The sequence below is a fragment of the Pseudomonas sp. GD03903 genome, from assembly GCF_029840045.1.
Taxonomy (GTDB): Bacteria; Pseudomonadota; Gammaproteobacteria; order Pseudomonadales; family Pseudomonadaceae; genus Pseudomonas; species Pseudomonas pseudonitroreducens.
In genome coordinates, this window is record NZ_JAOCBT010000012.1 from 42,530 (window position 1) to 56,916 (window position 14,387).

Below are 14,387 nucleotides of genomic sequence, written 5' to 3' on the forward strand. Positions count from 1 at the left end.
TGTTGCCCTGTGCGGGCCCGACCCCTGATATGGGGGCGCTTGATTCCCTTTCCAAATCAGTCTGTTACTGATTCTTTCAGAGCCGCCTGTCGGAAGGCTCGGATGATAGGCTTCGCTGAGCGAGGCCGTCAGCCGCGCGATCCCCTGACCCCACGCCGCGAGGACCGCCGACCATGCATGCCATCGACTTCATCCAGGACCTCGCGGTGATCATGCTGATCGCCGGATTCGTCACCATCCTCTGCCACCGCTTCAAGCAGCCGGTGGTGCTGGGCTACATCATCGCCGGGGTGATCATCGGCCCGCATACCCCGCCCTTTGCCCTGGTGCACGACGAGGAGACGATCAAGACCCTCGCCGAACTGGGGGTGATCTTCCTGATGTTCTGCCTGGGCCTGGAGTTCAGCCTGCGCAAGCTGTTCCAGGTCGGCGCCACGGCGTTCATCGCCGCGTTCCTGGAAATCACCCTGATGATCTGGGCCGGCTTCGAGATCGGCCGCCTGTTCGACTGGAGCACCATGGATTCGCTGTTCCTCGGCGCGATCCTGGCGATGTCTTCCACCACCATCATCATCAAGGTCCTGGGCGACCTGAAGATGAAGAACGAGCGCTTCGCCCAGCTGATCTTCGGCGTGCTGATCATCGAGGACATCCTCGGCATCGGCATCATCGCGCTGTTCTCCGGCATCGCCGTGAGCGGCACGGTGGAGGCCGACCAGGTGTTCTCCACGGTCGGCAAGCTCAGCCTGTTCATGGTCGTCGCGCTGGTCGTCGGCATCCTGCTGGTGCCGCGCCTGCTGGCCTACGTGGCGAAGTTCGAAAGCAACGAGATGCTGCTGGTGACGGTGCTGGGCCTGTGCTTCGGCTTCTGCCTGCTGGTGGTGAAGCTGGAATACAGCATGATCCTGGGCGCCTTCCTGATCGGCGCGATCATGGCCGAGTCGCGCCAGCTGATCCAGATCGAGCGCCTGATGGAGCCGGTGCGCGACATGTTCAGCGCGATCTTCTTCGTCGCCATCGGCCTGACCATCGACCCCAAGGTGCTGGTGGACTACGCCGCGCCGATCCTGGTGATCACCCTGGTGGTGGTCGCTGGCAAGCTGATTTCCTGCGGCGCCGGCGCCTTCATTGCCGGCAACGACGGGCGCACCTCGATGCGCGTGGGCATGGGCCTTTCGCAGATCGGCGAGTTCTCCTTCATCATCGCCGCACTGGGCATGAGCCTGGGCGTGACCAGCGACTTCCTCTACCCGGTGGTGGTCGGCGTGTCGGCCATCACCACCCTGCTGACACCCTACCTGATCCGCTCGGCAGACCCGCTGGCGCTGTACCTGGGCCGCAGCCTGCCGTCACCCATGGTGCGGGTGTTCAGCCTGTACGGTGAGTGGCTGCGCAGCATCAAGCCACGCGGCGACAAGGCGATTCTCGCCAGCCTGATCCGCCGAATCCTGCTGCAGGTCGGGGTCAACCTGACCCTGGTGATCGGCATCTTCTTCGGCCTGGCGTTCTTCGCCGGGCAGATCGGCCAGTGGCTGGCGCAGTTCGTCGAGCCCGAGGCGCTGCACAAGGCGTTGATCTGGGGCGCCGCGCTGCTGCTGTCGCTGCCGTTCCTGATCGCGGCCTACCGCAAGCTCAAGGCGCTGGCGATGCTGCTGGCGGAGATGGGGGTGAAGGCCGAGAGCGCCGGGCGCCATACGGCCCGCGTGCGCCGGGTGATTTCCGAGCTGATCCCGCTGCTGTCGCTGGGCGGCATGATGCTGCTGCTGGCGGCGCTCAGTTCGAGCATCCTGCCGCCGGGCGAGCTGCTGGTGGTGGTGGCGCTGATCGCCGCACTGGTGATCGCGGTGTTCTGGCGCTGGTTCATCCGCGTGCATTCGCGGATGCAGGTGGCGCTGATCGAGACCTTCGAGCAGAGCGGCGGCGGGCATCACTGAGCCCGCCAGCGTTCAGTCCTGGGTCTCCAGCGTGCGCTGAGCTGCTGCCTTGCGCTCGCGCTCGGCCTGGTGCATCTCGCGTACGGCCTGGCGAACAGTCTCGTGGTAGCCGCTGATCACGGTTTCCGCATCGCTGCAGATGATCGATTTGCCGCGCTCGATCCACAGCACCCGCTGACAGAGCTCGCGGATCGCCTCCATGCTGTGGGACACCAGGATCACCGTCTTGCCCTGCTTGATCTTGGCGCGCATGGCGGCGTGGGACTTCTCGCGGAAGGTCTGGTCGCCCACGCCCAGTACCTCATCGATCAACAGGATGTCCGGATCGGCGTGGATCGCCACGGCGAAGCCCAGCCGGGCGCGCATTCCCGTGGAGTAGGTGCCGACCGGGCGCTCGAAGAAGTCGCCCAGATCGCTGAAGTCGCGAATGTCGTCCATTTGCCGGCGGATATCGGCGCGCTTCATGCCCAGCAGCAGGCCGCTGATGACAACGTTGTCGCGGCCGGAGAGCTCCGGTTTGAAGCCCACGTTGAGCGCCAGCAGGCTGGCACTCAACGGCTTGCTGCGGTGCAGCACGCCGCGATCGGGATCGACGATGCCGGCGATCATGCGCAGCAACGTGCTCTTGCCGGCACCGTTGTTGCCGATCACGCCCAGGGTTTCGCCTTCGTAGAGCTCGAAGCTGACGTCCTGCAGGGCCCAGAAGGAGTCGTAGCGCAGCATGCCGACCCGCTGCCGGTAGGACAGGCCGACGTGTTCGGCCTGGAGAATCAGATCACCGGGCATGTCTCACCTCAGAACAGCAGCTTGGGGTACTTGCGCTCGTTGCGGTGGAGGATCCACAACGCGGCAACCAGCAGGGGGACGGCGACGGCCAGCACATAGAACTGCTCGCTCCAGGAAGGCCACTGGTTGTGCAGCAGCACATCGCGGAAGGCGGTGATCATCACGGTCATCGGATTGAGATTCAGGAACGGCGCCATGGAGGCGGGAATCTCGTGGATGCTGAAGAACACGCCGGACATGAACATCATCAGCATCAGGAAGTTGTCCACCACCTGGCGTAGGTCCGGTACGAATGGCAGCACCGAGGCGAGCAGGAAGCCGAAGCCGATGATGAACAGCAACTGATTGAGGATCAGCACCGGTAGTGCGAGCCATTCCAGCGACGGGCGGTACCCGGACAGCAGCAGGGAGAGGATCAGCAGCGTCAGGATGATCAGGAATTTGAAGGTATTGCTGAGTATCGGGATGAGCGCGAACACGTACTTGGGTACATCGATCTGCTGGATCAGCCCGGCGTTGCTCTGGATGGCATTGCTGGCCTGGCGGACCGAGCCGTCGAACCATTTCCAGGCCACCATGCCGCTGAGCAGCAGGGGCACATAGCCTGGGCGGCTGTGGCCCAGGGCCAGGCCGAAGACGATGTAGAAGGCACCCATGTACATCACGGGCTCGAGGATCCACCAGAGGAATCCCAGGAAGCGCCGCGCCACTTCGGTGCGCAGGTCGCTGTAGACGCCGAATAGAATGATGTCCCTGTGCTTCATGTCTTTCTTGTTGGATTGAAAAGGGTGGGGTATTTAAACACAATGCGCCGCAGCAAGCCTGTGTGCCAATCACGGCGCATTCTGTGCGGATCATCGCCCAAACATAAGAAAAAGAGCTGGTATGCGCCTATTTGATGTCTTGTTCGGCTCCTCCCGGAAAGCCGCTCCCGCCCTGGAAGACCTGGTCCTCATGGTGGTCGGCATGCACCGCAGCGGCACCAGTTTCCTCACCGGCTCCCTGCAGGAGGCCGGCCTGGAACTGGGCAAGCACAGTACATGGAACCCTCACAATCTCAAGGGTAACCGCGAGAACACCGATATCGTCGCCTTCCATGATGCGATGCTCGCCGAGCGTGGCGCGGCGTGGGACAACCCGCCCGCCATGGCGCCGCAATGGACGCCGGCCGAGTACGCCGCGGCCCGCGAACTGATCAGCGGTTACGACGGGGTGAAACGCTGGGGGTTCAAGGACCCGCGCGCGCTGCTGGCCGTCGAAGGTTGGCAGGAACTGCTCCCCAACCTGCGCTTCGTCGGTATCTTCCGCCACCCCTCGGCCGTTGCCGATTCCCTCCAGGCCCGTGGCGGCATGCCGCGCGAACAGGCTCTGGGCCTGTGGAAGGCCTATAACAGCCGCCTGCTCGAACTGCATGGCCGGGTGAAGTTCCCGGTGCTCTGCTTCGATCAGGACGAAGACAGCCTGCATCGGCAACTGGATGAAGTGCTGCGCGGGTTCGGCCTCGAGCCGCCGGCTACGGAGCGCTTCTTCAGCTCCGAACTCAAACATCATCGGCACGGCGACGAGAGACTCACGCCCGAGCTGGATGCCCTGTACCAGGCTCTCAAAGCCATCGCTGATTGACCCGGGGGTTGTGTCATGCCCATCTTTCGTCGCGCGCCGCGCCTGAGCGTCGTGGTCATCGTCTACAAGATGCCCGAGCAGGCCGACAAGACGCTGCAATCGCTCAGCCCTGCCTACCAGCACGGCGTGAACGAACGCGACTATGAAGTCATAGTCGTCGAGAACCATTCCGACCGATTGCTCGGTCGTGAGCGGGCCACCCGGCATGCCGGCAACGTGCGTTACTTCCACCGCGATGAGAAGGAGCGTACGCCCGTCCACGCTATCAACTTCGGTGCCGCCCAGGCTCGCGGGAGCCATGTTGCCATCATGATCGACGGCGCGCGCATGCTCTCCCCCGGTGTCCTGCGCCATGCGCTGGACGCTTTCCGTCTCGACGCCGAGGCGGCCGTCTCCGTGCCGGGCTATCACATCGGCCACAAGCTTCAGCAGGTGGCAGTGAACGAGGGCTATAACGAAGACGCCGAGCAGGTGCTGCTGCAAAGTATCGAATGGCCGAGCAACGGCTATCGCCTGTTCGACATCGCGGTGCTCAGCGGCTCCTGCCAGGGCGGCTTCTTCCAGGCCAACTACGAAAGCAATTTCATCGGCATGTCGCTGCGCAAGTGGAAGGCGCTGGGCGGGGTGAATCCGCGCTACAACGACTTTGGCGGCGGCAACGCCAACCTGGACCTCTACAAGCGCCTGCTGGAATACCCGAACACGCCGTTCTACCTGCTCTACAGCGAAGGCTCGTTCCACCAGTTCCATGGTGGCGTGACCACCGGAACCCTGCGCGAGGAGCGCGAGCGGGTGTACAAGCTATTGGATGAGCAGGACAAGCAGATCCGCGGCGAGAACCGCACGCCACCCAATGTGCGGCCGATCCTGCTGGGCAGTGCGCATCCGCACATCTTCCGCTTCCTCAACCATTCGCTGGGCAGGGTGCAATCCGCATGACCTCGTTGCAAGAGAAGCGCCCGCTGCTGTCGATCATCGTGATTGCCTACGACATGCCCCGTCAGGCACTGAACACCCTGATCAGCCTGGCGCCGGACTACCAGCAGGGCGTCGATGCGGATGACTACGAAGTCATCCTGGTGGAGAACCGTTCGCAGCGGAACATGGATGCCGACGCCATTGCGCGGTTGCCCGGCAATTTCCGCTACTACCTGCGCGACGAGAAAGGCGTGTCGCCTGCCCCGGCCATCAACTTCGGCTTCTCCCGGGCGCGTGGCCGCTTCATCGGCCTGATGATCGATGGCGCCCGCCTGGTCACGCCCGGCGTGGTGAAATACGCGCTGATGGCGTTCCGCATGACCCCCGATGCCATGGTCGTGGTGCCCGGCTATCACCTGGGGGAGAACGAACAACAGTTCCACCTGACCCACGGCTATTCCGAGGAAGCCGAGCAGCAACTGCTGGCCGGCATCGGCTGGCCAGAGTCGGCCAATGGCTACCGGCTGTTCGATATCTCCTGCTGGAGCGGCGCCAACCCGAACGGCTACTTCCACCCGTTCATGGAAAGCAACTGCCTGTTCATCAACGCCCAGGTATTCCGCGACATCGGGCGTGCCGACGAGCGCTTCGACATGCCCGGCGGTGGCGCGCTGAACCTCTACCTCTACCGCAAGGCCGCCATGCACCCGCGCACCCAGTCGGTGATGCTGGTGGGTGAAGGCTCGTTCCATCAGTTGCACGGCGGTGTTACCACTTCCGAGGTGGCGGGGCGCGAGGAGCTGCTCAAACGGCAGAGCGATCAGCTCTGCGCACTGCTTGGCGAGCCCTTCCGCTCGCCGACCGTGGAGCCCATTCTGCTTGGCCAGGCCAAGGCGCCCAGCCTGCGTTACCTCGAGCGCTCCGTGCAGCGCGGCATGGACCGTGTCCAGCGCTGCGCCGGGCGCCAGGAAGATCCGTTCGCCGACCAGGCGCTCAAACCCGAATTTCGCCTCGCCCCGGTGCAGACGCCGGTGCGGATCATTGCTCCCCGACCCTACGCTTCCGGAGAAGGCCAGATCATGAAGACCCTCTACATGCCCCCGTCGATCAAGCATTTCGAGCCGCTGCACATGGTCTTCAGCACCTGGGTCGACCACCTGCCGTTCGGCTATGACCTGGTCACTGCACTGCGGCCGAAGATGCTGGTGGAGCTGGGCACTCACAAGGGCCTGTCGTACTTCACCTTCTGCCAGGCGATGAAGGAAAACGACATCGACGGCGTCTGCTATGCGGTAGACACCTTCGAGGGTGACGCCCACACCGACAAATATGACGAGTCGGTGTTCAACGCGGTGAACAACCACAACCGCCAGCACTACCACGGCTTCTCGTACCTGATGCGGATGTTCTTCGAGGACGCGCTCAAGCACTTCGACGACGACAGCATCGAGTTGCTGCACATCGACGGCTTCCATACCTACGAGGCGGTGAGCGCCGACTTCGCCAACTGGTATCCGAAGGTGAAGCCGGGCGGCATCATCCTGTTCCACGATGTCATGGCGCGCCTGCAGGACTTCGGCGCCTGGAAGTTCTGGGACGAGACCCGCAGCCAGCACGAGACCTTCACCTTCAACCACGGTTTCGGCCTGGGCGTGCTGCGCAAGCCGGGCGGTGATCGCAGCAATGATCATCCGCTGCTCAAGCTGCTGTTCGAAGACGCCAAGGCTGACGAAGGTGCCGGCCTGCGTTCCTTCTACGTGCACGCCAGCAAGCACCTGGAGAACACCCGCAAGCTCAAGCGGCTGACCCAGGGGCAGCCGCAACAGCAGCCGGCCAACTGATTCGTGAGCGAGCGCGCCGACGCCCAGGCACACGCACGATTCGCCGCTCTGGACGATCTGCGCGGCGCTGCGATTCTCCTGGTAGTCCTTTACCACGGCGTAACCCAGGCCTGGGGGTTTCAGCCGCCGCAGGGTGGGGACTATTGGCTGGCATTCATCTATGCCGGCAACAGCGGCGTCACCCTGTTCTTTCTGCTCAGTGGAATCCTCGTCTCGCGGCCCTTCTTCCTCGCGCGGCAGCGTCGCCAGCCGTTGGACCTGAAGCGCTACGCCGTGCAGCGGGCGTTGCGTATCCTGCCGCTCTACTACCTGATGGTCGTGGTGGGGGTGCTGGTTACCGGACATTACGAGCAATTGCCGGCGGCGCTGGCATTTCTCGCATGGGGTCATTCGCTGGGCACCTTCAGCAACGTCTGGTGGAGCCTGGCGACCGAGGTGCAGTTCTACGTCGTTCTACCGCTCATGTTCCTGATGCTGACCTACAGCCGGTGGCTGGTCGTGGCCGCGCTTCTGGCCTGGCTGGTCGTTTTCACGGCGGTGTGCCTGCATGCTGTCTCGTTTGGCCTGCTCGGCACCCTCTACTGGGTCCTTTCGCTGGGCGGCAAGCTGCCGGCGTTCCTGCTGGGCATGGGAATTGGCTGGGCACTGGTCGAGCGTCGTCTGCCCAGCGTTGCCCCGCGATCCGGGCAGATTGGCCTGATGCTCCTGGTGATCATGCTGGCAGCTTTCCTGCAGGTCACCATTGAGCACGGGGTAGTCGAGTTTTCCTTGCGGCAGCCCTGGGTCGTGTTGCCTGAAAGCCTGCTCTGGGGCGCGGTTGCCTGGCTGATGCTGGCGACGCCCGGGTTGGGTGGCGGAGCTGCCACCCGGCCACTGCGCTACCTGGGGCGCATTTCCTACTCTCTTTACCTGATTCACCTGCCGGTGATCATGTATTGCCTGTCCTTTGCCGAGACCCGTGGCGAGCCCGTTGCCCTCGGCGTGTCACTGGGCCTTGGTCTGAGCCTTGTGCTGGCGCACCTGAGCTACAGCGCGATCGAAAAGCCCTTCCTTTCGCTGAAGAGTCGGTACTCTTCTAGCACCCAGCTTTCCGAGGCCTCGCCAGTATGATTTGCGCTTGTAAGCCGTGGGTATGCCACTTCGCGACCCTGCACGATGTGCGTGCGCTCAGAACGGCCGGCAAACCGACTCATGGCTGAGCCCCTCGACTTTCGCGCCGGGCTGCGTCAGCCCGCCAGCTATCTGCCCGAACTGGAGTCCTTGCGCGGCTGGGCGATCCTGCTGGTGGTGGGCTTCCACTATTTCGGCATCCTCGCCCTGGCCGAGCGCCCGGACAATCCGCTGTGGGTGACTTTGCTCGGTGGCGGCAATACCGGCGTCACGCTGTTCTTCGTGCTCAGTGGCTTCCTGCTCGCACGGCCGTTCCTCGCCGGCCTGCGCAACGGTGAACAGGTGAGCATCCGGCGCTTCTATTCGGCGCGATTCTTCCGCATCGTGCCGCTCTACTATGCGGCGGTGCTGCTCGCCTGGTTCATGACGCAGAAGGCAGCGGCTCTCAAGGCCCTGCTGTTCATCCCGATCGGCTTCCAGGCCTTCCCGTTCAGCGTGCCCTGGTGGTCGCTGTGCACCGAAATCCAGTTCTACCTGCTGTTGCCCTGGGCCATGTGGCTGCTGCGCTACCGTGCTGGACGCTGGCTGGTAGGGGGCACGCTGCTGGTATGGGCCGCGGCGCATGTCTACCTGTTCCATTCGCCGGGATGGCTGTCACCGACCAACTTCTGGGAAAACTCGCTGTTCGGCCGTGCCGGCGCCTTCCTGGTGGGTGCGGCCTGCGCCAGGTTCAGCCTGGGGCGCGGCTACGACTGGCTGCGCCAACGGCCGCTCGTCTGCGCCGTGCTGCTGGCCGGTTGCCTGCTGGGGCTGGGGCGCCTGTGGTTGTGGTTCTCCCTGAGCGGGGAACGCAATGCCCTGCAGGCACTGCCGATGTACCACAACATCGAATCAATGCTCTGGGGCGCGGCGATGATCGGGTTGCTGGCGCTGAGCTGGCGTATCAAGGTGCTGTTGGCCAATCCGCTGCTGGACCATTTCGGACGAATTTCCTATTCGCTGTACCTGATACACGTCCCCGTGCAGTTCTACTGCCTGTACCCGTTGAAGGCTGCCGGCATGACCCTGGACGCGAACGCCGATGCCTATCTGTTGCGGATCGCCTTCAGCCTGGTGCTGTCGTGGGGGCTGGCGTGGTTGAGCTATCGCCTGGTGGAGCTGCCCTTCCTGCGGCTGAAGTCGCACCTGGCGACTTATACCGGGCGCGCCCCCTGGGCGCGCCGTGCTGCCGATGCCTGAGACCGGTCAGGCCGGTACGTCGCGCCAGTGGGTGGCAAAGCCGGGTTGTGCTTCGCCTTCCGGGCGGCCATTGGTGTAGTAGTACAGCGCCAGGGAACGGCGATAGATGCCATCGGGGCAGGTAAGCGGCTGCGGGTGTCCGTGGAATGAGCTGGATGTGGTACTGAACACCACGCAGCGGTTGGCGATCGGCAGCACGCGACGGGGCGGGCCGGCCATCTCCGTGTCCCACAGTTCGAGGTGGCCGCCATAGCTTTCCGGCCACTCCTCGTTCAGGTAGATCAGTACGTTCAGCCGGCGGTCCAGGCCGAAGTCGCGATGAGTGGCGAAGTCGGTGTGAACCTTGAGGAAGCCGCCACGGGAAATCTGATGGATGCCCGCGCCGCGCAGGTTGGGGTCGGGGATCAGGTTGGCAATGCCGCTCAGCTGCGCCAGATAGTCGAGGAACGCATGGGAGTTGAGCTCCCAGAACAATTGGCGGTACGTCGGCGGCATGCGCAGCGGGTCGCGGATATTGCGCTTGTCCTTCTGCACATACTCGCCGCTGGCCTTGTCGGTGTGCGTGGCATTGTTCCACAGGGGGTCACTCTGATCGTGCGGGTATTCCTGCAGGAGCCGGGCGAAGGTCGAGGGAGGCAGAAAGTTGTCGATGACGATATGCGGAAAGGGCGCATTGCCGGCATAGTTCGGTGCCTGGTCGGCCACCCTGGCCATCAGGGCGGGATAGTCCAGCAGCAGTCCATGGGACGGAACGCTGACATCGCCGTTGCTCTTTGGGGTGAAAAGATTCTTAAGCATTTTTCGGGAATTCACTGAATGTTGTTCTTTTCCACGCGAGCGGCAGCTGCGCTCACGACCCGACTAGCCATTGCCTGGCTGATTCTGCTTGCCATGGTCCCTGTGAGCAATGCTCAGGATCAAGGCGCCAAACCGAATATCCTGTTCGTCCTGACCGACGACCTGGGCGTCAACGACATTGGCGCCTGGGGCGATGGCAAGGCACCGACGCCGACCCTCGACGAGCTCAGCCGGCAGTCGCTGCGCTTCCGCCAGCACTATACCGACAGTACCTGCTCAGTCAGCCGCGCGGCGCTGATCACCGGGCGTGCTCCGGTCAGCATTGGCTTCGAGCCCAACGGCCTTGGACTATCGCCGGACCTGCAGACCTTGCCCGAGTCGCTGAAGCGGCTGGGCTACAGCACCCATCACATCGGCAAGTGGCATATCGGCGAGGCCATCGAATACCTGGATATCCGGCCCAACCACCACGGTTTCGATGACTGGTTCGGCATGCTCAACCACTTCGTGCTGCACGGGCCGGACAAGAACGGCAAGCTGGTGAACGGCCCGCCGACCTACATCAACCCCTGGCTGGAAACCAACGACGGTCCGCCCGTGCAATATCAAGGGCATCTGGACGACATACTCACCGACCGTGCCATCGAGCTGATCAACCAGGGCCGGTCGGGCGGCAAGCCCTGGTTCATCAACCTGTGGCTGTTCTCGCCGCATCATCCGTTCCAGCCCTCGGAAACCTTCCGCAGCCAGTTCCCGGACACCGATGAAGGCCGTTATCTGGCGGTGCTCAAGCAACTGGACCACAACGTCGCCCGACTGCTCGACAGCCTGCGCAGCAGTGGCCAGCTGGATAACACCCTGGTGGTCTTCACCAGCGATAACGGCAGCCCGAACCTGGCCCGCGACAGCAATTTCCCGCTGACCGGCACCAAGATGACCTATCTCGAAGGTGGCGTGCGCACTCCGCTGCTGATGCTCTGGCCCGGCCATCGTGGCAACGCGGACGTCACCGGCATCAGCCACATTACCGATCTCTATCCCACGCTGGTCGGCATGGCCGGCGGCAAGGCGCCTGCCGGGCTGAGCGGGCGCGATCTGTCGGGCTACATTGCCAAGGGCCAGCCACTGCCCAGGGTCGATGCACTCTACTGGGCCGCGGACGTGATGACCTGGGGCATGACTTACGGCGGCCATCTCACCGGGCGCGGACTGTTCTACCGGCCCACGCTGGGCAAGCTGGAGAGCCATCCGGTCACCGGCCCGCTGGGGGGGAGTGCTCCCAAGACCGAGGCTTTCGAGCCGATAGGCCGCGACGAAGCGATGAACCTGCTGCGTGGCTGGGAGCAGAAATACCGACCGATTCCCCTCACCTGGCACCCTGCCGCCGGCAGGAAACCGGCGTTCCTCAGCGGCCGCGACTACCAGCGTGCGCCGGTCCACGGGGCCTACAGCCTGGGGCTGGGATTGGGCAAGGCGCGGCTTGATGGCGCGCGGCAGGTCCTGGTCGAACAGGAAGGGCTATGGGGCATGGCCATCGAGAAGGGGCGAATCGAAGTGTGGCGTGGCCCGCTGCGCGTGCAGAGCGAGCCGCTGGTCCTGGATCGCCAGTGCAATACCCTGGTGGCCAGCTTCAACGTGAAGCCCTACTCGAAATTCCCGTTCCCGGGGCCGGAAAAGGGCGCGCTGACGGTCTACCTCAATGGCAAGGCCATCCTGCAGTCCCAGGAGCCGATGCCGCGACCGGAAACCGCTGCGCCGTTGGCGCATCCGACCTACATTGGCGCTTCCGCCAGCGGTGCCGATCGATTCGCCGGCAGGATCGCCAAGCCGCTGCTGGTGGACAAGTTCATGCTGCCGCAACTGGACGGCTACGGCCTGGACGACATGCAGGCGACGCTCTGCCCGAGCGCCACCGCCGCCCGCTGAGAAGCCTGGAGGCCTAGATCGCCTCCAGCTTCGCATACCCCATCATCAGCCACTTGCTGCCCTCGCTGTCGAAGTTCACCTGCACCCGCGCCTGGGCGCCGGAGCCTTCGAAGTTGAGGATCACGCCGTCACCGAACAGTGGGTGGCGTACGGACTGGCCGAGGCTGAACGGAGTGTCCGGCACGCTGGCGCCGCTGAACAGGCTGCCGCTGCGCTGGTTGCCGGACAGCGGCCGGCTTACCGAGTTGGACAGGCGCACTTCCTGGATCAGGCTCGGCGGGATTTCGCGGACGAAGCGCGACACCTTGTTGTAGGTCTCGCTGCCGTACAGGCGGCGGGTTTCCGCGTAGGTCATGACCAGGCGCTGCATGGCGCGGGTGATGCCCACGTAGGCCAGGCGGCGTTCTTCTTCGAGACGGCCGGGTTCTTCCAGGCTCATCTTGTGCGGGAACAGGCCTTCTTCCATGCCGGCGAGGAACACCAGCGGGAATTCCAGGCCCTTGGCGCTGTGCAGCGTCATCAGCTGCACGCTGTCTTCGAAGGCGTCGGCCTGTGTGTCGCCGGACTCCAGCGCGGTGTGGTCGAGGAAGGCCACCAGCGGCGGGGTGTCCTCGTCGTCCGGGGTCTCGAAGGCGCGCGCGGCGCTGACCAGTTCTTCCAGGTTTTCCACCCGGGCCTGGCCTTTCTCGCCCTTTTCTTCCTTGTGGTAGGTGATCAGGCCGGATTGCTCGATGACGATCTGGGCCATCTGGTGCAGCGGCAGGCCTTCGACCTTCACCGCCAGCAGGTCGACGGTTTCGAGGAAGCCGTTCAGCGCGCTGGCAGCGCGACCGGCCACGGCCTTGGCGGCGATCACGTCGTTGATCGCGCGCCACATCGAGGTGCCGTTCAGGCGCGCAGCGTTGCGGATCGCCTCGACGGTCTTCTCGCCGATGCCGCGCGGCGGCACGTTGATCACCCGCTCCAGCGCGGCGTCGTCGTCGCGCAGGCGGATCAACCGCAGGTAGGCCAGGGCGTTCTTGATCTCGGCGCGCTCGAAGAAGCGCTGGCCGCCGTAGATGCGGTAGGGGATCTTCTCGCGCAGCAGCGCCTCCTCCAGTACCCGGGACTGGGCGTTGGAGCGGTAGAGGATGGCGATTTCGCTACGCTTCAAGCCGTCCTTGCGCAGGGCATCCTCGATGGTCTCGACGATGTAGCGCGCCTCGTCGTGCTCGTTGAAGCCCGAATACAGGGTGATCGGGTCGCCGTCGACGCCGTCGGTCCACAGTTCCTTGCCCAGGCGCCCGCTGTTGTTGGCGATCAGCGCGTTGGCGGCCTTCAGGATGGTGCCGGTGGAGCGGTAGTTCTGCTCCAGGCGGATGTCCTCAGTGCCGGCGAAATCGTCACCGAACTGCTGGATGTTCTCGATCTTCGCGCCGCGCCAGCCGTAGATCGACTGGTCGTCGTCGCCCACCACCATCAGGCTCTCGCCGCCCTTGCCGAGGAAGCGCAACCAGGCGTACTGCACGGCGTTGGTGTCCTGGAACTCGTCCACCAGGATGTGACGGAAGCGCCGCTGGTAGTGCTCCAGCAGGCTCGGGCGATCGCGCCAGAGGTCCAGCGAGCGCAGCAGCAGCTCGGCGAAGTCGACCACCCCGGCGCGAGCGCAGGCGTCTTCGTAGGCCTGGTAGACGCTGACCATGGTCGACAGGTACAGGTCGCCGCCGGCCTGGATGTTCTGCGGGCGGTTGCCCTCGTCCTTCTGCCCGTTGATGAACCATTGCGCCTGGCGCGGGGGCCAGCGCTGCTCGTCGAGGCCCATCTCGCGCACCACGCGCTTGACCAGACGCAGCTGGTCGTCACTGTCGAGGATCTGGAAGTTCTCCGGCAGCCCGGCTTCCTGCCAGTGCGCGCGCAGCAGGCGGTGCGCCAGGCCATGGAAGGTGCCGACCCACATGCCGGCCGGGTTGATCCCCAGCAACTGCTCGATCCGCGCGCGCATCTCGGCGGCGGCCTTGTTGGTGAAGGTCACGGCCAGGATGCTGTGCGGCGAGGCGTTCTCGACCTGGATCAGCCAGGCGATACGGTGCACCAGCACGCGGGTCTTGCCGGACCCGGCGCCAGCGAGCACGCGCTGGCGCCCCAGCGGCGCGGCCACGGCCTGGCGCTGCGGGTCATTGAGGGAGTTGAGCAGGTAGGAGATGTCATCGTTCATGGGGCGGCATTCTACCGA

General features: G+C 64.3%; 11 protein-coding genes. 7 read left to right on the forward strand and 4 right to left on the reverse strand.

Translation table 11 applies throughout. The annotated features are described in order from the left end of the window. Nucleotides 1-173: 173 nt before the first annotated feature. Nucleotides 174-1,934, forward strand: a complete 1,761-nt coding sequence (locus N5C91_RS19370) for a cation:proton antiporter (RefSeq protein WP_236173653.1) — start codon at nucleotides 174-176, stop codon at nucleotides 1,932-1,934. Between the two features lie 12 nt (nucleotides 1,935-1,946). Here N5C91_RS19370 and N5C91_RS19375 read toward each other — a convergent pair whose 3' ends face one another. Beyond that, complete coding sequence (locus N5C91_RS19375) at nucleotides 1,947-2,720, reverse strand: ABC transporter ATP-binding protein (RefSeq protein WP_279831339.1); 774 nt, start codon at nucleotides 2,718-2,720, stop codon at nucleotides 1,947-1,949. 8 nt (nucleotides 2,721-2,728) lie between these two features. Continuing rightward, nucleotides 2,729-3,484 (reverse strand): ABC transporter permease, encoded by a 756-nt coding sequence (locus N5C91_RS19380; RefSeq protein WP_236173655.1) that lies wholly within the window; start codon nucleotides 3,482-3,484, stop codon nucleotides 2,729-2,731. A gap of 121 nt (nucleotides 3,485-3,605) precedes the next feature. Here N5C91_RS19380 and N5C91_RS19385 point away from each other — a divergent pair, with 121 nt between their 5' ends. The 5 genes from N5C91_RS19385 (at nucleotide 3,606) to N5C91_RS19405 (ending at nucleotide 9,451) form a co-directional block, all read left to right on the forward strand. Beyond that, nucleotides 3,606-4,343: a sulfotransferase gene (locus tag N5C91_RS19385; protein ID WP_279831340.1), complete on the forward strand. Its 738-nt coding sequence runs from the start codon at nucleotides 3,606-3,608 to the stop codon at nucleotides 4,341-4,343. A 15-nt stretch (nucleotides 4,344-4,358) separates the two neighbouring features. Next, nucleotides 4,359-5,282, forward strand: a complete 924-nt coding sequence (locus N5C91_RS19390; RefSeq protein ID WP_279831342.1) for a glycosyltransferase — start codon at nucleotides 4,359-4,361, stop codon at nucleotides 5,280-5,282. Beyond that, nucleotides 5,279-7,102 carry a class I SAM-dependent methyltransferase gene (locus N5C91_RS19395; protein WP_279831344.1) on the forward strand — a complete coding sequence of 608 codons (1,824 nt, stop codon included), beginning with the start codon at nucleotides 5,279-5,281 and terminating at the stop codon, nucleotides 7,100-7,102. Before N5C91_RS19390 ends, N5C91_RS19395 begins: the two co-directional genes overlap by 4 nt. A 3-nt stretch (nucleotides 7,103-7,105) precedes the next feature. Further along, nucleotides 7,106-8,212, forward strand: a complete 1,107-nt coding sequence (locus tag N5C91_RS19400) for an acyltransferase (protein WP_279831345.1) — start codon at nucleotides 7,106-7,108, stop codon at nucleotides 8,210-8,212. Between the two features lie 81 nt (nucleotides 8,213-8,293). Further along, nucleotides 8,294-9,451, forward strand: coding sequence for an acyltransferase (locus N5C91_RS19405; protein ID WP_279831347.1), 1,158 nt, complete (start codon nucleotides 8,294-8,296; stop codon nucleotides 9,449-9,451). A gap of 6 nt (nucleotides 9,452-9,457) precedes the next feature. Here N5C91_RS19405 and N5C91_RS19410 read toward each other — a convergent pair whose 3' ends face one another. Beyond that, nucleotides 9,458-10,249 carry a 2OG-Fe(II) oxygenase gene (locus tag N5C91_RS19410; RefSeq protein WP_279831349.1) on the reverse strand — a complete coding sequence of 264 codons (792 nt, stop codon included), beginning with the start codon at nucleotides 10,247-10,249 and terminating at the stop codon, nucleotides 9,458-9,460. Nucleotides 10,250-10,267: 18 nt separating this feature from the next. On the opposite strand from N5C91_RS19410, the gene N5C91_RS19415 reads away from it, so the two are divergent. Continuing rightward, a complete protein-coding gene (locus N5C91_RS19415; protein WP_279831350.1) occupies nucleotides 10,268-12,175 on the forward strand; it encodes a sulfatase-like hydrolase/transferase in 1,908 nt (635 codons plus the stop codon). Nucleotides 12,176-12,188: 13 nt separating this feature from the next. On the opposite strand, the gene uvrD is transcribed toward N5C91_RS19415, so the two are convergent. After that, complete coding sequence (gene uvrD / locus N5C91_RS19420) at nucleotides 12,189-14,369, reverse strand: DNA helicase II (RefSeq protein ID WP_279831352.1); 2,181 nt, start codon at nucleotides 14,367-14,369, stop codon at nucleotides 12,189-12,191. Between the last annotated feature and the right edge of the window lie 18 nt (nucleotides 14,370-14,387).